This window comes from Streptomyces longispororuber, assembly GCF_024448165.1.
In the GTDB taxonomy this organism is placed as follows: domain Bacteria; phylum Actinomycetota; class Actinomycetes; order Streptomycetales; family Streptomycetaceae; genus Streptomyces; species Streptomyces longispororuber_A.
On the sequence record NZ_JAMOLN010000065.1, the window covers coordinates 14,696 to 34,320 of the forward strand.

Sequence of the window (19,625 nt, forward strand, 5' to 3'; positions counted from 1 at the left end):
GCCCGGGGCGGAGCCCCGAGACCGCACCCCGGTGCGGGGCAACCGTCAGTCGTCGTCACCGTGATCGTCCGACGACCGATCCGCGGTCACCGCACCCGACCGGAGGTCCACGTGCCAGTCGTGCTGCGTCCCGTCCGCCGAGGTCGTCTCGACCTCCCAGACCCGGACCGACCCGTCGTCGTCCGCGTCCACGGAGGTCACCGTGCCCTTGGCGGCACCGGCCCGGGCGGCGTCCGAGGCGGACGTCGACGCGTTCTTGAGCGCGTCGGCGACCCGCGCCGCCTCGGCCGCGTCGTCGCCGTCGCCGTCGTCATCGGCCTTCTCGACGTGCGACCCGAGGACCTTGCCCGTGCCGGGGTCGACCTCGACGTGATGCCAGGTGGAGCCGGAGCCGATGACGTCGACGTCCCAGACCAGGCGGCCGTCGTCGGAGTCGAGGTCGGCGCCGGCCGCGACGCCCGACGTGTGCTTCAGGGCGGCGGCGATCGCGTCCTCGGCCTTGATCTTCGCGCCCTTCGCCTCGTTCGCGTTCTCCCGGGCGTCGCTGACACCGTCGTCGGTGACCCGCACGGTCGACCTCGACGGCTGGTCGTCGTCCGAGACGGCCACCGCGGTGGCGGTGCCCGCGCCCAGCAGGGCGACGGCGGCGATGGCGGAGATGACGGTCGTACGGCGCTTCATGAGGGTCTCCCTGTCGTTCTGCGGAGTTCGTGTCCGACGGGAACCAACCTGCCCGAGTGATCCTGAAGCCCCGCTGAAGGAGCCTGAAGAAGGCTTCAGGTTCGACCTGCCACCCTGGCCGCATGCGCTTGCTGATTGTCGAGGACGAAAAGCGGCTCGCCCTGTCGCTCGCCAAGGGGCTCACCGCCGAGGGCTACGCCGTGGACGTGGTCCACGACGGCTCGGAGGGGCTGCACCGCGCGAGCGAGGGGGCGTACGACCTGGTCGTCCTCGACATCATGCTGCCCGGCATGAACGGCTACCGGGTCTGCGCCGCCCTGCGCGCCGCCGGCCACGACGTGCCGATCCTGATGCTGACCGCGAAGGACGGCGAGTACGACGAGGCGGAGGGGCTCGACACCGGCGCGGACGACTACCTGACGAAGCCGTTCTCGTACGTGGTGCTCGTCGCGCGCGTGAAGGCGCTGCTGCGGCGCCGGGGGAGCGCGGGCAGCGCGTCACCGGTGCACACGGTCGGGCCGTACGCGGTGGACACCGCCGCCCGCCGGGTCACGCACGCCGACGACGGTGAGGTCGCCCTGACGGCGAAGGAGTTCTCGGTCCTGGAGCAGCTCGTCGTGCGCGCCGGGGAGGTCGTGTCGAAGGGCGACATCCTGGAGCACGTGTGGGACTTCGCCTACGAGGGCGACCCGAACATCGTCGAGGTGTACGTCAGCGCGCTGCGCCGCAAGCTCGGCGCCTCCCTGATCAGGACCGTGCGCGGCGCCGGCTACCGCCTGGAGGTCCCGCGATGAGACGGGTCTTCGGCTCCGTACGGTCCCGCGCCGCCCTCGCCGCGACCCTCGTCGTCGCGGTCGCCCTGGTCGCGGCCGGCACGGCCGTGCTGCTCGCGCTGCGCTCCAACCTCACCGGGCAGGCGGGCAGCGCCGCCGACTCCGGTGCGCGCAAGGTCGCCACGCAGCTGGCCACCGGCACCGCGCCGGACGCCCTCGACCTGGACACCGACGACCGGCCGGTGCAGGTCGTCGACGAGGACGGACGGCTGGTGGCCGCGTCCGACGACCTGGAGGGGATCACCGGCACCGGCACCGGTGCCGTACGCCCCGAGGCGGCCGTCACCGACGACGACCACGGCGGCCGCGGCGACGACGATGACGACGCGGGTGACGACGACGGCGGCCGTGGCAAGGTCTCGGACACGACCGAGTACGCCGACGGCACCGCCACCGTCGACGGTGACAGCGCCGACTACCGGTTCGCCGCGGTCGAGGTCGAGGACACCGCGTACGGCACGCTGACCGTGTACGCGGGCGCCCCGCTGGCGGCCGAACAGAGCGCCGTGTCCACGGCGTTGACGTCGATGCTGATCGGTTTCCCCGTGCTGCTCGTGGTCGTCGGCGGCGTCACCTGGCTGGTGACCCGGCGCGCGCTGCGGCCGGTGGAGGGCATCCGTACCGAGATGGCCGCCATCACCGCCTCCCAGGACCTGGGCCGCCGGGTGCCCGAGCCGGACACGCACGACGAGGTCGCCCGGCTGGCCCGGACCACGAACGAGACGCTCGCGGCCCTGGAGGACTCGGTGGACCGTCAGCGGCGGTTCGTCGCGGACGCCTCGCACGAGCTGCGCAGCCCGATCGCCAGTCTGCGCACGCAGCTCGAAGTCGGCGCCGCCCACCCGGAGTTGCTCGATGTGGACGGCGCCGTCGAGGACACCGTGCGGCTGCAGGAGCTCGCCGCCGATCTGCTCCTGCTGGCCCGGCTGGACGCGGGCGAGCAGCCCGGCGGCGGCGATGTCGATCTGGTCGCCCTGGTCCGCGAGGAGCTGTCGCAGCGCGTCGGCGACCGGGTCCCGGTCGCCGTGACGGCGCGGGGATCCGCTCAAGTCGCCGGATCACGGGGCCAGTTGGCGAGGGTGCTGGGGAATCTGGTGGACAACGCGCAGCGCCACGCCCGTACCGCGGTGGACGTCACCGTGGGCACCGACGGGCGGTGGGTGACCCTCGCGGTCGCCGACGACGGTGGCGGCGTACCGGAGGGGGAGCGGGAGCGGGTCTTCGAGCGGTTCGTACGGCTCGACGACGCGCGGTCCCGGGACGGCGGCGGGGCCGGTCTGGGACTCGCCATCGCCCGGGACGTGGCCGAGCGGCACGGCGGCACGCTGACGGTGCGCACCGCGCCGGGGGGCGGGGCCCTGTTCGAACTCGGGCTGCCCATCCTCTAGTAGGGAGCGTCACGGAGGAGGTCGGCGGTCCTCCGGATGCTCAGGTCTTCGCAATGGTCACGGTTTGCCGCGCTGCGAACGCAGGTGCTCGGCGATGGGTGTGAGCGCCTCGCGGAGGCTACTCAGCGACTCCGCGGGGACGAGGTCCATGAAGTGCTGACGCACGGACGCCACGTGGTGCGGGGCGACCTTCTTCATGGTCTCGAAACCGAAGTCGGTGAGCACGGTGTACAGTCCGCGCCGGTCCGACTCGCAGTTCTCGCGGCGGACGAGGCCCGCGTTCTCCATCCGGGTGATCTGGTGCGAGAGCCGGCTCTTGGACTGCAGGGTCGCCGCAGCCAGGTCGCTCATCCGCATCCGGTGGTCCTCCGCTTCGGAGAGGTTCACCAGGATCTCGTAGTCGTTCATCGTCAGGCCGAACGGCTGGAGGTCCTTCTCCAGCTGGTAGTTCAGCAGCCGGTTGACCTCCAGGTGGGTGCGCCAGGCGCACTGTTCCTCGTCGGTCAGCCACGGGGTGGCCGTCTCGGTCTCCATGGAATCGATTCTACCTAAGAAGTTGAAAGGCGAACGAATGTGGGGGCTGTGACGCCTCCCACCTTGCGGCGCCAAGCGGAGCACGCAATGGGGTCACGCGTTCGACGTCACACTCCGCAGACTACCGCTCACAGCCCGAAGCGACGCTGGAGGTCGCCGAGCTGTCCGGGAAGGCGCGGTGCCGGTGACTGACCGGAGCCCGGCCCTCCTTGACCGCCGGGGACTCCTGCCTGGTGAGGTACGTCACCCGTCGCCACCTCGGGCATCAGTGCCTCGCTGGACTGCAGCAGTACCGTCCCCGCGCCCACGAACTCGAACTGGTGCTCCTCGCCGGAGACCCCGCCGATGCCCGTCATCGCACGTAGACCGCCGATCACGCCCGTCAGATAGCCATGGTCGTAATGGTGGCAAGGTGACGGACAGTCGGCCCAGCCGACGAGGGCCTGTGGATCTACGCGGATAGGCGGCTCCATGAAGACCACGGGACCATTTGAAGCCGCGACGAATTTGCCGGTGCCAATGAGTGTCAGAAAGCCCGGCACGATCGACTGCTTGAGCGCGAGAGTTGGCTGAAAAGCGAGCAGATTGCCCGCCCGGATGGTCAGATTGCCGTCATCCAGGTCGTACGAGTTCACGTCGAAGGCCCGGTCGGCGAGCAGCATCTTGCCGCTGCCCTCCGCCACCACCCAGTCGCTCGCGTGCAGCGGGGAGTGGAACGACGTACGGACGAGCCGGTCGAGCCGGCCGTGCCCGATGCCGTTGAAGTCGATCCGCCCGTAGTAGGCGATCATCTTGCCCTTCTGCAGGAACCACTGACCGCTCTTGAGTTCCACGCAGAAGGTGTACGCGTTGACGTTGTCGTCCACCGGCAACGTCATGGGGTCGAAGACCACAGGGCCGGTCACAGTTTCTCCTCCGAGGCCTGGACGTACACCGCACCGCTCCCGCTCAGCTCCAGCTGGAACGCCTCGCCGCTGCCCCGGCCCACCATGTCGCGCCAGCCGAGCGCCGTGGACAGCTTGTTGCGTACGTCGCCGTGGTGCGCGACGTACGCCTGCGGGTCGACGTGCACCGGGTTGTTCGGAGTGATGGGCACCTCGATCACCCCGCCGTGCGCCATCACGGCCACCCCGCCGTGCCCCTTGAGCGTCGTCGTGAACAGGCCCTGGCCGGTCACCTGGCCGCGCACCATGCCCATGACGCCGCCCTGCGCGCCCATGAACATGGTCCCCTGCTGCAGCGCCCCGTCGAAGGCGAGCAGCCGGTCGGCCTCCACGTACAAGGTGTCGCCGGACAGCGTGATCACCTGGACGTGGTGGCCGCCGTGCCCGAACAGCACGGTCCCGCTGCCCTCGACCGTCATCAGCGGCGTCGCCTCGTTCGCGACCCGCCGCCCGATCATGGACATCAACCCCCCTTGCCCGCCCTGCACGTTGGGGGTGAAGGAGACCTCGCCCCGGTACGCGAGCATCGCGCCGCGCTGGCTGTAGAGGCGCTGCCCCGGGACGACGGTCGCCTCGATCATCTTCGAGTTGATCTCGCGGAAGGTCATGTCACACGTCCCCGGCGATCGTGTTGCGCTCACTGGGCTGCACATAGACGAGCCCGTCGCCCTCGAACCGGATCTGGAACGCCTCGCCGCCGCCTTCCCCCATGATCGTGCGGAAGGTGACGCCCGACTGGAACGACTGGTGCAGGTTCCCCTGGTGCGCGATGTACGCGCCCGGGTCGACCGTCAGCGGGTAGTCGCGGCTGACGCGCAGCACGACCGCCGGGCCGTCGCTCATGATCGCGGCCTGGCCGTGGCCCTCCACGGTCGTCGTGAACAGGCCGTTGCCCTGGGAGGCGCCGCGCATCCCCGTGAACGACGTGCCGGTGCGCAGCCCGGCGTCCGTGCACAGCAGATTGCTCGCCTCGACGTACAGCTTGTCGCCGGTCAGCCCGACCAGGTTGATCTCGCTCGCCCGGTCCGCGAACCAGCAGGTCCCCTGACCCTTCACCTCCATCACGGTCATCTGCTCGCCCGTGATGCGGCGGGTCACCATCCCCCGTATCCCCTCGCCACCCCCGCTCAGCTTCTTGAACGCCATCCGGCCGTCGTACGCGACCATCGACCCGTTCTTCGCCTTGACGCTGTCGCCCGTCATGTCGACGGCCAGCATCTTGCTGCCCTGGAGTCGGAACGTTGCCACGAGGTCGAAGGTAGCCGCCCGGGGGAGGGTGCCGACAGGGTCCGAAGCCACGGGTGCCACAATGGGCAAACGCTTGTGCGCACATTCACAAGATCATTGACCGCCCTTAGCCGCCGCTTCTGCCGAAGGTGCCCCGTGGACATCAAGACCGCCTCCGCCCTCCGCCGCCTCCGCCTGGTCTCCGCGCCCGAGGCCGTCTCCTTCATCCTGCTGCTCGTCTGCTCGGTCCTGAAGCGGACCACCGACTTCAACGCGGTGCCGGTGATGGGCATGGTGCACGGCGTGCTCTTCGTGCTTTACGTGATCTTCTGGGCGGACGCCTGGAACCGCGCGAAGTGGGGCATCGGCACGGCCGCGCTCTACTTCGTCCTGTCCGTGCTGCCCACCGGCGGCTTCTTCGCCGAGCGCAAGCTCAAGCGGGAGGCCGAGGACGCGGTGATCGCGTCCCGCGCGCGCAAGGAAGGGGTCGTGAACGCATGATCGTCGCCTTTTCCGTGACGCCGCTCGGGGTCGGTGAGGACGTGGGGGAGTACGTCGCCGACGCGGTGCGGGTCGTCCGCGAGTCGGGCCTCCCCAACCGCACCGACGCGATGTTCACCTCGATCGAGGGTGAGTGGGACGAGGTCATGGACGTCGTCAAGCGTGCCGTCGCCGTGGTGGAGGCGCGGGCGCCGCGGGTTTCTCTGGTGCTGAAGGCCGATGTCCGTCCTGGGGTGACGGACGGTCTGACCTCGAAGGTGGAGACGGTGGAGCGCCACCTCTCCGCGTAGGGCGGGGTCTTTCCGGCTCCGTCCGCTCATCTCGGCTCGTTCCCGGTCCGCCGGCCGGTGGGGCTTCTCGCGCAGCGCATGCCGTCAGGGGTGCGGGGAACTGCGCGATCAGCCCCCACCGGCCCGCAGATTCACCCGCGTTCCCCCATACCTCACTCGTACGCCGCTTCTGGTTCGACACGCCCACGAAAGTCACCTTTTGTGAGGGTATCGATACGCTCGATCACCAGAACCTGGAGGGCGCTGTGCGGCCTGAGGGCTACGACTACGACACCCACAGCAGACTCGCCGGGCCGCTCACCGAGCCGCCCCGCGACGGTGGTTACCGGGTGCAGTACATATCGCTCCTCTCTCGTGAGCCGCACCGAATACGAGCCGTCCTGCTGATGACGCTCGCGCCTCTGCTCACCGGAGTGCTGCTCGCCTATCTCGTCTGGCCCACCCACTGGGTGGAGCGCGAGGGCGGGGACCGCTGGCTCGTCGAGCTCGACATCGTGATGCTCGTCTCGATCGGTCTCATCGGGCTCTTCATGCTCGTCAACGTCACCTCGATCGCCCACGCGACGCTGGTCGCCAGGGACCCCGTACCGGTCGTCCCCGAACAGGGCACCCGGGTCGCGTTCCTCACGACGTACGTCCCCGGCAAGGAACCCCTCGCGATGGTGCGCGCCACCCTCGAAGGGGCCGTGCGGATCACCCACGACGGACCGTTCGACGTCTGGCTCCTCGACGAGGGCGACGACGCGGCGGCCAAGGCCCTCTGCGCCGAGCTCGGCGTCCGCCACTTCACGCGCAGCGGCGTCCCGGAGTGGAACCAGAAGAAGGGGCCCCACAAGACCCGCACCAAGCACGGCAACTACAACGCGTGGCTCGCGATGCACGGCGCCGACTACGACTTCTTCGCGTCCGTCGACACCGACCACGTGCCGCTCCCCGAGTTCCTTGAGCGGATGATGGGGTACTTCCGCGACCCCGACGTCGCCTTCGTCGTCGGCCCGCAGGTCTACGGCAACTACACGGCGCCGGTCACCAAGGCCGCCGAGTCCCAGCAGTTCCTCTTCCACGCGCTGATCCAGCGGGCCGGCAACCGCTACCGGGCCCCCATGTTCGTCGGCACCAACAACGTCGTACGGATCTCCGCGCTGAAGCAGATCGGCGGCCTCGTCGACTCGATCACCGAGGACATGGCGACCGGCTTCGAGATCCACCGCCACAAGAACCCGGCCACCGGCCACAACTGGCGCTCCGTCTACACCCCGGACGTGCTCGCGGTCGGCGAGGGCCCGGCGTCCTGGACCGACTTCTTCACGCAGCAGATGCGGTGGTCGCGCGGCACGTACGAGACGCTGTTCAAGCAGTACTGGAAGGCGCCCTTCAGCATGCCGCCCGGCCGGCTGTTCTCGTACACGATGATGCTCTTCTACTACCCGATGACGGCCGTCAACTGGTTCCTCGGCGTGCTGAGTTGCGTGCTGTTCCTGTGGTTCGGCGCGTCCGGCACCGAGGTCTCCGCGTCCGTCTGGCTGATGCTGTACTCCGACGCCGCCGCCCTGCAGATCGGCCTCTACCTCTGGAACCGGCGGCACAACGTCTCGCCGCACGAGCCGGAGGGGTCCGGCGGCCTCGCCGGGATGGCGATGTCGGCGATCTCCGCGCCCATCTACCTGAAGTCGTTCGGTGCGGCCCTGCTGCGCCGCCCCAGCCGCTTCGTGGTCACCCCCAAGGGCGGCGACGCCAGCCCCGACCGGCTGCTGACCTTCCGCATCCACCTCTTCTGGGCGGCCGTGCTCGCCGCGTCCCTCGCGGCGTCCGTCGTCCTCGTCCACACCCACGTCGCCATGCGCACCTGGGCGGTGCTCGCCCTGTGCATCGCGCTCGCCCCGGTCGCCGTGTGGGCCGTCACCCAGCGCCGCGCCGCCCGCGCCGCCCAGGCCGGACCGGCCCAGGCCCGGGCCGTGGCCCCCGCGCCGCCCGCCCCCACCCGGGTCTCCAGCACGACGAGCACAGGAGGGAACTGATCCATGGCGTTCAAGGCGTACAGCCCTTCCAAACGCATGAAGAAGACGGTCCTGGGAGCGGGCGGCATCGCCCTCCTCGTCGGTCTCAACGCCCCGGCCGCCTGGAACTTCGCGTCGGAGCAGTACTACGACTGGAAGATCGCCCAGCCCGGCTACAAGGCCAAGTACGGCTCGTGGTCGTCGGTCGGCATCCCGAAGGAGTTCCGCACCAACGCCATCCACGCGGCCCTGCTGCACACCGGCAAGGTGCTGATCGTCGCGGGCTCGGGCAACGAGCAGAAGAAGTTCGACGCCGGGTCCTTCGACACCATCCTGTGGGACCCGACGGCGAACACGTTCAAGAAGATCGCCACGCCCGTGGACTTCTTCTGCTCCGGACACGCCCAGCTCCCCGACGGTCGGCTCCTGGTGGCGGGCGGCACCGCCCGCTACGAGCTGCTCGACGGCGAGGTGAAGAAGGCCGGCGGCGGCATGCGGGTCAAGAACGAGAACCCCGACAAGCCGATCGTCCTGAAGAAGGGGACGAAGTTCCGCTCGCCGTCGGGCGTCGAGTACGTCTCGAAGTTCGACGTCACCGTGCCCAAGGCCAAGCGCAGCTTCGACATCACGTACAACCGGGCCGGCGTCATGCAGCCGTGGAAGACGAAGATCAAGGCCAGCGAGGCCCGCGTCTTCGTCGAGGCGGCGACGGGCGGCAAGCAGTTCGTCACCGACAAGCAGGCCCAGTACGAGATCGAGGGCCTCAAGGGCGACGACGCGGACAACACGTACGGGCTCTCCGAGAAGATCACCATGGACAAGCAGGACTTCCAGGGGATCAAGGCGGCCTACGAGTTCGATCCCGTCGCCGAGAAGTACGTGCCGGTCGACCCGATGGAGAAGGCCCGCTGGTACCCGACGCTCGTCGGTCTGGAGGACGGCAAGGTCCTCGCGGTCTCCGGCCTCGACGACGTCGGCGTCATCGACCCCGGCGACAACGAGATCTACGACCCGAAGACCAAGAAGTGGACGATGGGGCCCAAGCGCTACTTCCCCACGTATCCCGCCCTCTTCCTCACCAAGGGCGGCAAGCTCTTCTACCCGGCGTCCAACGCCGGGTACGGACCCGCGGACAAGGGCCGCGAGCCGGGGCTGTGGGACCTGAAGACCAACAAGTTCCAGAAGGTCCCGGGCCTCGCCGACATGGACCAGACGGAGACGTCGGCGTCCCTGCTGCTGCCGCCGGCCCAGGACCAGAAGGTCATGATCATGGGCGGCGGCGGGGTCGGCGAGTCCGAGAAGGCCACGTCGCGCACCGCGGTCATCGACCTCAAGGAGGACAACCCGTCCTTCAAGACCGGTCCCCGGCTGCCGCAGGGCACGCGCTACCTGAACAGCGTGATCATGCCGGACGACTCCGTCTTCACCTCGAACGGCTCCTCCGACTACCGCGGCCGCAGCGCCAGCAACATCCTCAAGGCGCAGTTCTACGACCCCAAGGACAACGCCTTCCACGAGGCGGCGTCCCCCCGGGTCGGCCGCAACTACCACTCGGAGGCGCTGCTGCTGCCCGACGGCCGGGTGGCCACCTTCGGCTCCGATCCGCTCTTCGACAACGAGCAGAACACCAAGCTCGGCCACTTCGAGCAGCGCATGGAGATCTTCACGCCGCCCGCCCTGCACCGGGGCGGCGACAAACGCCCGGTCATCGGCGCGGGTCCCGAGACCCTGCCGGACGACCACCGGGCCACGTACCGGACGGCCCAGGCCGACCGGATCGTCAAGGCGCGCCTGATGCGCCCGTCCGCCGTGACGCACACGACGGACGTGGAGCAGCGGTCGATCGACCTGGGCCTGAAGAAGGGGAACGGCGAGGTGACCGTGGACGTCCCGACGGACACGGCGCTGGTCCCGCCCGGCTGGTACATGCTGTTCGTGACGGACGCGGACGGCGTCTCGTCCCAGGCCAAGTGGGTCCAGGTGAAGTAGGCCGGTCCCGGGCGGGACCGGGCGGGACCTCAGGACTGCGCGTTGCGGGCGAGCCCCAGCGCGTACTCCGCCCACCAGGTGCCCGCGCCGGGTCCGCCCCGGCAGGTGCCGTCCGACTCGCCGGGCCGCTTGACCCAGAGGTACGCGTCGATCAGCGGGTCTCCCGTCTCGGTGGTCGGCGCGGAGCCGAGGGCACGGCCCGGCGGGTTGCACCAGGCGTCCGCGCCGCCGTCGGCGTACGGGCCGGCGCCGTTGCGGCTGGTGTCCACCACGAAGTGCGCGCCGCCGAGCAGCTCCGACAGCCGGCGGCCGTACGTCCGGCTCGCCTGGTCCGTCTGGAAGTTGGAGACGTTCAGGGAGAACCCGTCGGCCCGGGCGACGCCGGCCCGGCGCAGCGGTTCGACGAGCTTGGCGGCGTCCGGGATCCACGCCGGGTTGCCCGCGTCGACGTACACCTTGGTGTGCGGCTGCTTCTTCAGCCGGTCGATCGCCGCCGACATCAGCTCGTAGCGCTGGTCCTGGTACTCGGCCGGGGTGCAGCCGTCGACGATGTGCCCGAGCGCGTCGGGCTCCAGGACGACGACCGCCTTCGCGTCGCCGATGCCCGCCGCGAACGCGTCGATCCACTGGTAGTAGAAGTCCGGGGTGTGCGCCCCGCCCGCGGAGTGCTGCCCGCAGTCCCGGTGCGGAATGTTGTACGCGACCAGGACCAGCGTCTTGTCCGTCTTCTTCGCCTGCGCGCCGGCCGTGGCGATCGCGGGCCGGGGGAAGTCGCCGGGCGCCCACATGGCCTGCGGGTGCTGGGCGATACGGCGGATCACCGCGGCGTCCGAGGCGCGGCCCTGCCGCTGCCACCGGTCGGCCTGGACGGCGGCGTCCGATGCGGGGTCGACCCAGAAGGGGGAGGAGTCGGCGGAGCCGGTGGGGGCGGTCTGGCCCGCGGGCTCGGCCGCGGAGTCGCGGCCACCGCCGGTGTCGTCGGAGCAGCCGGTGGCGAGGGCGGACAGGAGGAGTGCGGCGGCCGCGAACGCGAGGGCGCGGGTGGTGCGGGCCGGTGTGCGGACGGACGGGACGGGCATCCTGCCCCCTGGTTCGGAGCGCGGGCAATTCCGGCAATCGTTGCATAAGGGATCACCGGTCCCGGGGATTGCCGTCGCACCGCACCGGTGGAGCGGTGCGACGATCGGCCAAAGGGCGAGACGGGGCTGACCACCATATGACCGGCCGGTAAGGTCGGGGACGTGCCGAAGCCGCTCAGTCTTGCCTTCGATCCGATCGCCCGCGCCGACGAACTCTGGAAGCAGCGCTGGGGATCCGTGCCGTCCATGGCCGCGATCACCTCGATCATGCGCGCGCACCAGATCCTGCTCGGCGAGGTCGACGCGGTCGTCAAGCCGTACGGACTGACCTTCGCGCGCTACGAGGCCCTGGTCCTGCTCACCTTCTCCAAGGAGGGCGAGCTGCCGATGTCGAAGATCGGCGAGCGCCTCATGGTCCACCCGACGTCCGTGACGAACACGGTGGACCGCCTGGTCAGGTCCGGCCTCGTCGACAAGCGGCCCAACCCGAACGACGGCCGCGGCACGCTCGCCACCATCACCGACAAGGGCCGCGAGGTCGTCGAGGCCGCCACCCGCGACCTCATGGCGATGGACTTCGGCCTCGGGGTGTACGACGCGGACGAGTGCGGCGAGATCTTCGCGATGCTGCGCCCGCTGCGGGTGGCGGCGAGCGACTTCGACGACGAGTGACGAGGGCCACCGGGCCCGCTTCAAGATCGAGCAAAACGGGCGGTTACGCTCGACCCATGAAGAAGAGCGTGCTGACCCGCTACCGGATCATGGCCTACGTCACCGGTGTGCTCCTGGTCCTCCTGTGTCTCGGCATGATCGCCAAGTACGCGCTCGGCATGGACGGCGCCGCGGACCTCACGCGCGTCATCGCGATCGCGCACGGCTGGCTGTACGTCGTCTACCTGGTCTTCGCCTTCGACCTGGGCTCCAAGGCGAAGTGGCCGGTCGGCAAGCAGCTGTGGGTGCTGATCGCCGGCACCATCCCGACCGCCGCCTTCTTCGTGGAGCGCAAGGTCTCCGCGGAGCTGGAGGCCAAGGTCGCCGACGACGGCGCGAACCTCGCCAAGGCCTGATCCGAACGCCGTGCGACACCCCCTCGTCGACGCCGCCCACCGGCTCGCCGAGGGGGTGCTCGCGCCTGCCGCCGAGGCGCACGACCGCGACGGTGTCACCCGCGCGGCGATCGACGCCGTCAAGGCGTCCGGCGTACTCGGCGTCAACGCGCCCGCCGCGTACGGAGGTTGGGACGCCCCCGCCGCCGTCGGCCGGGAGGTCGCCGAGATCCTCGCGGGGGCGTGCTGCTCCACGTTCTTCGTGCAGGCGCAGCACCACACCCCCGTACGCCTCCTCGCCGACGGCGCGCACGCGGCCCGCGAGCGCCGGCTGCGCCCGCTCTCCGACGGCACGGCCCTGGCCGGTGTCGCCTTCTCGCATCTGCGCGCCTTCCCGGAGTTGCCGGTCCGCGCGACCCCGCTGCCCGGCGGTGGTCTGCGCTTCGACGGGCGCGTGCCCTGGTACACCGGCTGGGGCCTGAACGACGTGTTCCTGCTCGGCGGCGCCACGGACGGCGGCGAGGTCGTCTTCGCGGTCGCCGAACCGCGCGCTCAGCCCGGCCTCACCCCCACCCAGCCGCTCCGGATGGCCGCGCTCACCGGCACCCGCACCGTCGGCCTGACCCTCGACGGGTTCACGGTCCCGGCCGACGCCGTCGTGATCCGGCAGCCGTACGACGAGTGGGCGCGGGCCGACCGCCCCAAGAACACCAACACCAACCCCGCCGTCCTCGGCGTCACCCGGGCCGCCCTCGACCTGCTCGACGCGTCCGGCGACGACGGGGCGGAGGAGACCGCGGACGTCCTGCGCGGACGACTCGACGCCGTGCGCCGCGCCGCGTACGCCCTGGTCGACGAGGTGCCGGCGGGGGAGTGCCTGACGGACCGGCTGGTCGTGAAGACGCGCGCGTACGACCTCATGCGGGCGGCGACCACGGCCGCGGTCGTGGCCGGCGGCGGCCGCGCGCTCGGCCTCTCCGCGCCCGCTCAGCGGCTCGCCCGCGAGGGCCTGTTCCTCCTGGTGCAGGGGCAGACGGCGGACGTGCGCGGCGCGCATCTGGCGGCGCTGCGGGGCTGAGGACGGCCCCCCTGGGGTGATCCTTCGCCGTGGGCCATCGACATTTACTAGGACGTCCTAGTAAATTCGAGGGTATGGACGCTGACGCGATCGAGGAAGGCCGCCGACGCTGGCAGGCCCGTTACGACAAGGCCCGCAAGCGTGACGCGGACTTCACCACGCTCTCCGGAGATCCGGTCGACCCCGCCTACGGGCCGCGGCCCGGGGACACGTACGAAGGCTTCGAGCGGATCGGCTGGCCCGGCGAGTACCCGTTCACCCGCGGTCTGTACCCGACCGGGTACCGGGGCCGGACCTGGACCATCCGCCAGTTCGCCGGGTTCGGCAACGCCGAGCAGACGAACGAGCGCTACAAGATGATCCTGGCCAACGGCGGCGGCGGACTCTCCGTCGCCTTCGACATGCCGACGCTGATGGGCCGCGACTCGGACGACCCGCGCGCGCTCGGCGAGGTCGGCCACTGCGGCGTCGCGATCGACTCGGCGGCCGACATGGAGGTCCTGTTCAAGGACATCCCGCTGGGCGACGTCACGACGTCCATGACGATCAGCGGCCCGGCCGTCCCCGTCTTCTGCATGTACCTCGTCGCGGCGGAGCGCCAGGGCGTCGACCCCGGCGTCCTGAACGGCACGCTCCAGACCGACATCTTCAAGGAGTACATCGCGCAGAAGGAGTGGCTCTTCCAGCCCGAGCCGCACCTGCGCCTCATCGGCGACCTGATGGAGCACTGCGCCACCGCCATCCCCGCCTACAAGCCGCTCTCGGTCTCCGGCTACCACATCCGCGAGGCGGGCTCGACGGCCGCGCAGGAGCTGGCGTACACGCTGGCCGACGGATTCGGTTACGTGGAGCTGGGGTTGAGCCGCGGGCTCGACGTGGACGTGTTCGCGCCCGGCCTCTCCTTCTTCTTCGACGCGCACGTCGACTTCTTCGAGGAGATCGCCAAGTTCCGCGCGGCGCGCAGGATCTGGGCGCGCTGGATGCGGGACGTGTACGGGGCGACGAGCGAGAAGGCGCAGTGGCTGCGGTTCCACACGCAGACCGCGGGCGTCTCGCTGACCGCGCAGCAGCCGTACAACAACGTCGTACGGACCGCGGTCGAGGCCCTCGCCGCCGTGCTCGGCGGCACCAACTCCCTGCACACGAACGCCCTCGACGAGACCCTCGCGCTGCCGAGCGAGCAGGCGGCGGAGATCGCGCTGCGCACGCAGCAGGTGCTCATGGAGGAGACCGGCGTCGCCAACGTCGCGGACCCGCTGGGCGGTTCCTGGTACGTGGAGCAGCTCACCGACCGCATCGAGGCGGACGCCGAGAAGATCTTCGACCAGATCAAGGAGCGCGGCCTGCGGGCGCACCCGGACGGACAGCACCCCATCGGGCCGATCACGTCCGGCATCCTGCGCGGCATCGAGGACGGCTGGTTCACCGGCGAGATCGCGGAGTCGGCGTTCCAGTACCAGCAGTCCCTGGAGAAGGGCGACAAGCGGGTCGTCGGGGTCAACGTCCACCACGGTTCCGTCACCGGCGACCTGGAGATCCTGCGGGTCAGCCACGAGGTCGAGCGGGAGCAGGTGCGGGCCCTGGGGGACCGGAAGGGGGGCCGGGACGACGCGAAGGTGCGGGCCGCGCTGGGCGCGATGGTCGGTGCGGCGCGTGACGGGTCCAACATGATCGGGCCGATGCTGGAGGCGGTGCGGGCGGAGGCGACGCTCGGCGAGATCTGTGGTGTGCTGCGTGATGAATGGGGCGTGTACACGGAGCCGGCCGGGTTCTAGCGCCCGCCCGGTACGGGTCTCGGCTTCGCGCCGTGGCCGCATCTGTTGTTCGCCGGGCGCGGGTGCGTGGGGCTTCTCGCGCAGTTCCCCGCGCCCCCTAAGGCACGGCTTCGCGCCGTGGTCGCGACGGGTTGTTCGCTGTCTGCGGCTCTCGTCGTGGTTGCTCGCGCAGTTCCCCGCGCCCCTGAGATGCGCACTGCGTGCGCCATCTCATGGGGCGCCCCTGGGGCTGCGGCGGAGCCGCATGCTCCAGGGGCGCGGGGAACTGCGCGAGAAGCCCCACCGGCCCGCAGCCGACCCACGGACCCCTCGCGCCGGGCTCCTACTCGGACGCCGCCGCCAGGCCGCCCAGGAGGAGGGCCGTGAAGCGGCGGACCCAGTCCGCGTCCACCGGCTCCGCGCTGACCAGCGTCCGGTGCACCACGGCCCCGGCCGCCACGTCGAAGATGAGGTCCGCCGTCTCCGCGGCCACACACGGATCCGCCGGCACGGGCAGCTCGCCGCGCCGCTCGGCGCGCGCCCGCCCCTCCAGGACAAGACGTTTCTGCCGGTCGACGATCGACGTACGGATCCGCTCCCGCAGCGGCGCGTCCCGGGTCGACTCCGCGACGACCGCCATCAGCGCCGTCTTCGTCTCCGGGCGGTCCAGGATCGCCGCGAACTGGAGCACCACGCCCTCGATGTCGGCGGCGAGCGAGCCGCGGTCGGGCAGCTCCAGCTCGTCGAAGAGCACCGCCACCGCGTCCACGACCAACTCGTTCTTGCCCGCCCAGCGGCGGTACAGGGTCGTCTTGGCGACCCCTGCGCGCGTCGCCACGTCCCCCAGCGTCAGCTTCGACCAGCCGAGGTCGACCAGGGCCGCACGCGTCGCCTCCAGGATCGCCTCGTCCGCGGCGGCGGACCGGGGGCGACCTGTACGGGAGGGCGTGTGGCTCTGCATGGTCGACGACCATACCGGCCGGTAGGAAGAAAGGCCTCCGCGCGCGCCGCGTGAGGCAGATCACCGGGTTCGCGGCCCACGGGCCACCCCACGACAGTTACGCTACGACCCGTAGCGAAAGCGCGAACTCGTACGACCGCCCCGGTTCTGCACCCCGGGCCGGCCACGACGAGCGGCAACCACAGGTGCCGGGTGGGGACCCGGCGCCGAGCACCCGGCCGAGTCCGCTCCGTAGACCTCGCAATCCGGCGGGAGGTCACGGAGGCGGACCCGGCCCACAACCGTCCGCGGAAGGGGGAGACTGTACGCATGCAGCCACGGAACATGTCCATGAGCGGAGTCGTCGACCTCGCCGCGGTGAAGGCGGCCCAGGAGGCCAGGGCGAAGGCGGAGCAGGCGCGCGCCGAAGCGGCCCGGCAGGGCGGCGGTCCTTCCGCCGTGCCCCCGCCGAGCCTTGTCATCGACGTAGACGAAGCGGGTTTTGAGCGCGACGTACTGCAGCGCTCCACCGAGGTGCCCGTCGTCATCGACTTCTGGGCCGAGTGGTGCGAGCCCTGCAAGCAGTTGAGCCCGCTGCTTGAGCGGCTCGCCGCCGAGTACAGCGGCCGCTTCGTGCTCGCCAAGATCGATGTCGATGCCAATCAGATGCTGATGCAGCAGTTCGGGGTCCAGGGGATCCCGGCCGTCTTCGCCGTCGTGGCCGGACAGGCGCTGCCGCTCTTCCAGGGCGCCGCGCCCGAGGCCCAGATCCGCGGCACGCTCGACCAGTTGATCCAGGTCGCCGAGGAGCGCTTCGGCCTCACCGGGATCGCGGTCGACACCGATGCGGAGGGTCCGGAACCGGTCGTGGAGGCTCCGGCCGGCCCGTACGACGCACTGCTCGAAGCCGCCGTGCAGGCCCTTGACGCCGGTGACCTCGCGGGCGCCGTCCAGGCGTACAAGAACGTGCTCTCGGACGACCCCGGCAACACCGAGGCCAAGCTCGGCCTCGGCCAGGCCGAACTGCTCCAGCGCGTGCAGGGCCTGGACCCGCAGGCCGTGCGCAAGGACGCCGCCGAGAAGCCCGGTGACGTACCGGCGCAGATCGCGGCCGCCGACCTGGACCTGGTGGGCGGTCACGTCGCGGACGCCTTCGGCCGGCTCGTCGACGCGGTGGCCCGCTCGGCCGGCGACGACCGGGAGGCGGCGCGCGTCCGTCTGCTCGAACTGTTCGAGGTCGTGGGGGGCGACGACCCGCGCGTGACCACGGCGCGTACGGCTCTGGCCCGGGTTCTCTTCTGAGCCGTCAGTGACCTGTTCTTAAACGCCACGGCTTGTGGTGCCGGGGTGAAAGTTCTGCCCCCAGGGGCACACAGCGGCCGCGCTTTACCAAAACTTGGTAATCGCGGCCGCTGTTACTTGGAGTAAGTCGAGGGCCTTCTTCTGTCCGATTCTGTGCCGGATTCAACCGGTTTCGAAACTCCCTTGACAGCACCCAGCGTTGCCGCCCGATGCCGGGCGGTCGTGGTTCGGTTATCCGTCCGTTACCCGTGAGTAACGAACCCCCTTGTGCGAGCGACGGGAATGCACCACGATCGGGCACGCTCGGTCCACTCCCCACCGTCCGACAGCCATTCGGGACGTGGGGTCCTTGGGTCCCCACCGGGCAGGTCGACGGCGAACCAAGGGGAGCGCCGCCGGCCTAGGACAGGGGGGTCTCAGCCGTCCGGCTGGGCCTGTCCGGCAGGTTGCGCGTGATGGCTCAGGTGCGACCAGTGGTTGTCGCTCGGGGGTGATCGCCGGTGATCAAGGTGCGGATGCGCCTCCGATGCGGGCGCTCTCCTTCCCGAGGACGTAGCACTTCTCCCATCCCTGCCCGGCTGAGCCGCCGCAAGGGGCAGTCAGGGCCGGAGATGTACGTCCGAGAAGGAGGAACAGTCATGAATTCCGTGACTCGTGGCGGAACCAGATGGAAGCGGTTCGCCGTAGTCATGGTGCCGAGCGTCGCGGCGACTGCCGCGATAGGCGTGGCCCTGTCCCAGGGTGCGCTCGCGGCATCGTTCAGTGTGTCGGGTCAGTCGTTCAAGGTGACGGCGGACTCGCTCGATGGCAAGGGCTTCGTCCAGTACGGGGCCATCGACTCCGGTAAGACGGGTACTCACCCCGTCGCCGTCGTCGGCATGAAGTCCGCGACGATCAACAACCTCTGCCAGTCCGTGGTTGTGCCCGTCCCGGTCTTCGGCGACGTGTCGATGAAGCTGTCGGCCGGTGCCGACAAGAGCAACCCCGTGGAGGCCAAGACCCTCTACATCGACGCCGATGACCTGAAGGCCGATGCGACCTTCGAGAACATCGACATCGGTGTGGCGGCGGGCGACGCGGCCAAGGGCCCTGGCATCGCCAAGGGTGACAAGGCCGACCCGAACTCGTTCGCCCAGCAGGCCGACTCGGTGCACTTCGAGAACGTCCAGCAGCGGGCGTGGGCCACCACGGCCGGCACCTTCAAGCTCTCGGGCCTCAAGATGAGCGTCAAGAAGGGCAAGCACGAGTGCTACTAGGCCGTCGGGGTCCGCTCGCGGGCCCGGGTCTTGGCATTTGATGCGCTGAACGGCCGGGCGCGGGGGCGCAAGGGAGAAGACCCCGGGCCGTCCCCGTGCCCGTATCCGGACAGCCACCGTCACCACAGAACAACGCCATTCCCGAGGAGCTGTACGACATGAGCGCCGAAGCGCACGCAGGACTGGGCACGAAGCTTGGTCACATGCGCCACTCGTTCCGAGGGTGGCGCGGTCAGCGCCCATTCTGGGGTGGTCTGCTGTCGATCCTCGGCGGCATTCCCATCATGTACTTCCCGTACGCGAACCTGACGCTGGGCAGCATGACGATCCGGATGGCCACCACGGCCGGTGCCGGTTCGCTCATCATCGGCGTCCTGCTCGTCGTGCTCGGCCTGACGATGTGGTTCCAGCCGCACTCCCGGGTGTTCGCGGGTGTGGCGGCGATTCTTCTCGCCCTGGTCTCCCTGGTGGTCTCCAACTTCGGTGGCTTCGTCATCGGCTTCCTGCTCTCCCTGCTCGGTGGTGCCCTCGGCATCTCCTGGGCGCCGGGCAGGCCGCAGGCCGCGACGGCCGCTCCCGGCGGTGTCGGGACCGGGTCGGACGACGCCGCTCCGGTGCCGCCGATCGAGGGCGCCACTTACCAGGTCGCGGGCGCAAACGACGACGTGTCAGGGACGAGCCCGGACAACGGGACGAACGGGAGGCACCGTGCCGGCTGACGAGGTGCACCACGAGGACTCCGTGATGGAGTCCCGTGCGAGAACCGGGCCGCGGCATGCAGCACCG

Annotated in this window: 20 protein-coding genes; 13 read left to right on the forward strand and 7 right to left on the reverse strand. The window is 70.3% G+C overall.

Translation table 11 applies throughout. The annotated features are described in order from the left end of the window. Positions 1 to 45: 45 nt before the first annotated feature. Positions 46 to 681, reverse strand: coding sequence for a PepSY domain-containing protein (locus M4J07_RS19555; protein WP_255973640.1), 636 nt, complete (start codon positions 679 to 681; stop codon positions 46 to 48). 122 nt (positions 682 to 803) lie between these two features. On the opposite strand from M4J07_RS19555, the gene M4J07_RS19560 reads away from it, so the two are divergent. Continuing rightward, on the forward strand, positions 804 to 1,475 hold the full coding sequence (locus M4J07_RS19560) for a response regulator transcription factor (protein WP_255973642.1): 672 nt from the start codon (positions 804 to 806) through the stop codon (positions 1,473 to 1,475). Next, a complete protein-coding gene (locus tag M4J07_RS19565) occupies positions 1,472 to 2,902 on the forward strand; it encodes a sensor histidine kinase (RefSeq protein WP_255973644.1) in 1,431 nt (476 codons plus the stop codon). The genes M4J07_RS19560 and M4J07_RS19565 overlap by 4 nt, the downstream gene beginning before the upstream one ends. Before the next feature lie 57 nt (positions 2,903 to 2,959). On the opposite strand, the gene M4J07_RS19570 is transcribed toward M4J07_RS19565, so the two are convergent. From M4J07_RS19570 to M4J07_RS19585, 4 genes are all read right to left on the reverse strand, one after another. Then, positions 2,960 to 3,436: a MarR family winged helix-turn-helix transcriptional regulator gene (locus tag M4J07_RS19570; protein WP_255973646.1), complete on the reverse strand. Its 477-nt coding sequence runs from the start codon at positions 3,434 to 3,436 to the stop codon at positions 2,960 to 2,962. 128 nt (positions 3,437 to 3,564) lie between these two features. Further along, positions 3,565 to 4,314 (reverse strand): AIM24 family protein, encoded by a 750-nt coding sequence (locus M4J07_RS19575; protein ID WP_255973683.1) that lies wholly within the window; start codon positions 4,312 to 4,314, stop codon positions 3,565 to 3,567. A gap of 23 nt (positions 4,315 to 4,337) precedes the next feature. Beyond that, complete coding sequence (locus M4J07_RS19580; RefSeq protein WP_255973648.1) at positions 4,338 to 4,988, reverse strand: AIM24 family protein; 651 nt, start codon at positions 4,986 to 4,988, stop codon at positions 4,338 to 4,340. 1 nt (position 4,989) lies between these two features. Next, complete coding sequence (locus M4J07_RS19585) at positions 4,990 to 5,628, reverse strand: AIM24 family protein (protein ID WP_255973650.1); 639 nt, start codon at positions 5,626 to 5,628, stop codon at positions 4,990 to 4,992. A gap of 135 nt (positions 5,629 to 5,763) precedes the next feature. Here M4J07_RS19585 and M4J07_RS19590 point away from each other — a divergent pair, with 135 nt between their 5' ends. From M4J07_RS19590 to M4J07_RS19605, 4 genes are all read left to right on the forward strand, one after another. Then, entirely contained in the window at positions 5,764 to 6,108 is a 345-nt protein-coding gene (locus M4J07_RS19590; RefSeq protein ID WP_255973652.1) for a DUF3817 domain-containing protein, read from the forward strand. After that, positions 6,105 to 6,398 carry an MTH1187 family thiamine-binding protein gene (locus tag M4J07_RS19595; protein ID WP_255973654.1) on the forward strand — a complete coding sequence of 98 codons (294 nt, stop codon included), beginning with the start codon at positions 6,105 to 6,107 and terminating at the stop codon, positions 6,396 to 6,398. Before M4J07_RS19590 ends, M4J07_RS19595 begins: the two co-directional genes overlap by 4 nt. Before the next feature lie 245 nt (positions 6,399 to 6,643). After that, complete coding sequence (locus M4J07_RS19600; protein ID WP_255973656.1) at positions 6,644 to 8,416, forward strand: glycosyltransferase family 2 protein; 1,773 nt, start codon at positions 6,644 to 6,646, stop codon at positions 8,414 to 8,416. Positions 8,417 to 8,419: 3 nt separating this feature from the next. Then, the gene (locus M4J07_RS19605; RefSeq protein ID WP_255973658.1) at positions 8,420 to 10,384 is read left to right on the forward strand and encodes a kelch motif-containing protein; all 1,965 of its coding nucleotides are present in this window, start codon (positions 8,420 to 8,422) and stop codon (positions 10,382 to 10,384) included. Positions 10,385 to 10,413: 29 nt separating this feature from the next. Here the strand turns inward: M4J07_RS19605 and M4J07_RS19610 are convergent, their stop codons facing one another. Then, the gene (locus tag M4J07_RS19610) at positions 10,414 to 11,463 is read right to left on the reverse strand and encodes a glycoside hydrolase family 6 protein (protein ID WP_255973659.1); all 1,050 of its coding nucleotides are present in this window, start codon (positions 11,461 to 11,463) and stop codon (positions 10,414 to 10,416) included. Between the two features lie 162 nt (positions 11,464 to 11,625). On the opposite strand from M4J07_RS19610, the gene M4J07_RS19615 reads away from it, so the two are divergent. The 4 genes from M4J07_RS19615 (at position 11,626) to M4J07_RS19630 (ending at position 15,362) form a co-directional block, all read left to right on the forward strand. Beyond that, positions 11,626 to 12,135 carry a MarR family winged helix-turn-helix transcriptional regulator gene (locus tag M4J07_RS19615; protein ID WP_255973661.1) on the forward strand — a complete coding sequence of 170 codons (510 nt, stop codon included), beginning with the start codon at positions 11,626 to 11,628 and terminating at the stop codon, positions 12,133 to 12,135. Between the two features lie 56 nt (positions 12,136 to 12,191). Then, a complete protein-coding gene (locus tag M4J07_RS19620) occupies positions 12,192 to 12,530 on the forward strand; it encodes a DUF3817 domain-containing protein (protein ID WP_255973662.1) in 339 nt (112 codons plus the stop codon). 10 nt (positions 12,531 to 12,540) lie between these two features. Continuing rightward, the gene (locus tag M4J07_RS19625; RefSeq protein ID WP_255973664.1) at positions 12,541 to 13,587 is read left to right on the forward strand and encodes an acyl-CoA dehydrogenase family protein; all 1,047 of its coding nucleotides are present in this window, start codon (positions 12,541 to 12,543) and stop codon (positions 13,585 to 13,587) included. 74 nt (positions 13,588 to 13,661) lie between these two features. After that, positions 13,662 to 15,362, forward strand: a complete 1,701-nt coding sequence (locus tag M4J07_RS19630; RefSeq protein WP_255973665.1) for an acyl-CoA mutase large subunit family protein — start codon at positions 13,662 to 13,664, stop codon at positions 15,360 to 15,362. Between the two features lie 322 nt (positions 15,363 to 15,684). Here M4J07_RS19630 and M4J07_RS19635 read toward each other — a convergent pair whose 3' ends face one another. After that, positions 15,685 to 16,302, reverse strand: coding sequence for a TetR/AcrR family transcriptional regulator (locus M4J07_RS19635; RefSeq protein WP_255973666.1), 618 nt, complete (start codon positions 16,300 to 16,302; stop codon positions 15,685 to 15,687). 309 nt (positions 16,303 to 16,611) lie between these two features. On the opposite strand from M4J07_RS19635, the gene M4J07_RS19640 reads away from it, so the two are divergent. The 3 genes from M4J07_RS19640 to M4J07_RS19650 all read left to right on the forward strand — a co-directional run bounded on the left by M4J07_RS19640 (position 16,612) and on the right by M4J07_RS19650 (position 19,558). Continuing rightward, positions 16,612 to 17,583 carry a tetratricopeptide repeat protein gene (locus M4J07_RS19640; protein WP_255973667.1) on the forward strand — a complete coding sequence of 324 codons (972 nt, stop codon included), beginning with the start codon at positions 16,612 to 16,614 and terminating at the stop codon, positions 17,581 to 17,583. Positions 17,584 to 18,221: 638 nt separating this feature from the next. Continuing rightward, on the forward strand, positions 18,222 to 18,839 hold the full coding sequence (locus M4J07_RS19645) for a DUF6230 family protein (protein ID WP_255973668.1): 618 nt from the start codon (positions 18,222 to 18,224) through the stop codon (positions 18,837 to 18,839). 158 nt (positions 18,840 to 18,997) lie between these two features. Beyond that, the gene (locus M4J07_RS19650; protein WP_255973670.1) at positions 18,998 to 19,558 is read left to right on the forward strand and encodes a DUF6114 domain-containing protein; all 561 of its coding nucleotides are present in this window, start codon (positions 18,998 to 19,000) and stop codon (positions 19,556 to 19,558) included. The last annotated feature ends 67 nt before the right edge of the window (positions 19,559 to 19,625 follow it).

Coding starts and splice junctions, on each gene's coding strand:
- M4J07_RS19555 (WP_255973640.1), bottom strand. CDS start 681: ATGAAGCGCCGTACGACCGTCATCTCCGCCATCGCCGCCGTCGCCCTG.
- M4J07_RS19560 (WP_255973642.1), top strand. CDS start 804: ATGCGCTTGCTGATTGTCGAGGACGAAAAGCGGCTCGCCCTGTCGCTC.
- M4J07_RS19565 (WP_255973644.1), top strand. CDS start 1,472: ATGAGACGGGTCTTCGGCTCCGTACGGTCCCGCGCCGCCCTCGCCGCG.
- M4J07_RS19570 (WP_255973646.1), bottom strand. CDS start 3,436: ATGGAGACCGAGACGGCCACCCCGTGGCTGACCGACGAGGAACAGTGC.
- M4J07_RS19575 (WP_255973683.1), bottom strand. CDS start 4,314: ATGACGTTGCCGGTGGACGACAACGTCAACGCGTACACCTTCTGCGTG.
- M4J07_RS19580 (WP_255973648.1), bottom strand. CDS start 4,988: ATGACCTTCCGCGAGATCAACTCGAAGATGATCGAGGCGACCGTCGTC.
- M4J07_RS19595 (WP_255973654.1), top strand. CDS start 6,105: ATGATCGTCGCCTTTTCCGTGACGCCGCTCGGGGTCGGTGAGGACGTG.
- M4J07_RS19605 (WP_255973658.1), top strand. CDS start 8,420: ATGGCGTTCAAGGCGTACAGCCCTTCCAAACGCATGAAGAAGACGGTC.
- M4J07_RS19610 (WP_255973659.1), bottom strand. CDS start 11,463: ATGCCCGTCCCGTCCGTCCGCACACCGGCCCGCACCACCCGCGCCCTC.
- M4J07_RS19620 (WP_255973662.1), top strand. CDS start 12,192: ATGAAGAAGAGCGTGCTGACCCGCTACCGGATCATGGCCTACGTCACC.
- M4J07_RS19630 (WP_255973665.1), top strand. CDS start 13,662: ATGGACGCTGACGCGATCGAGGAAGGCCGCCGACGCTGGCAGGCCCGT.
- M4J07_RS19635 (WP_255973666.1), bottom strand. CDS start 16,302: ATGCAGAGCCACACGCCCTCCCGTACAGGTCGCCCCCGGTCCGCCGCC.
- M4J07_RS19640 (WP_255973667.1), top strand. CDS start 16,612: ATGCAGCCACGGAACATGTCCATGAGCGGAGTCGTCGACCTCGCCGCG.
- M4J07_RS19645 (WP_255973668.1), top strand. CDS start 18,222: ATGAATTCCGTGACTCGTGGCGGAACCAGATGGAAGCGGTTCGCCGTA.
- M4J07_RS19650 (WP_255973670.1), top strand. CDS start 18,998: ATGAGCGCCGAAGCGCACGCAGGACTGGGCACGAAGCTTGGTCACATG.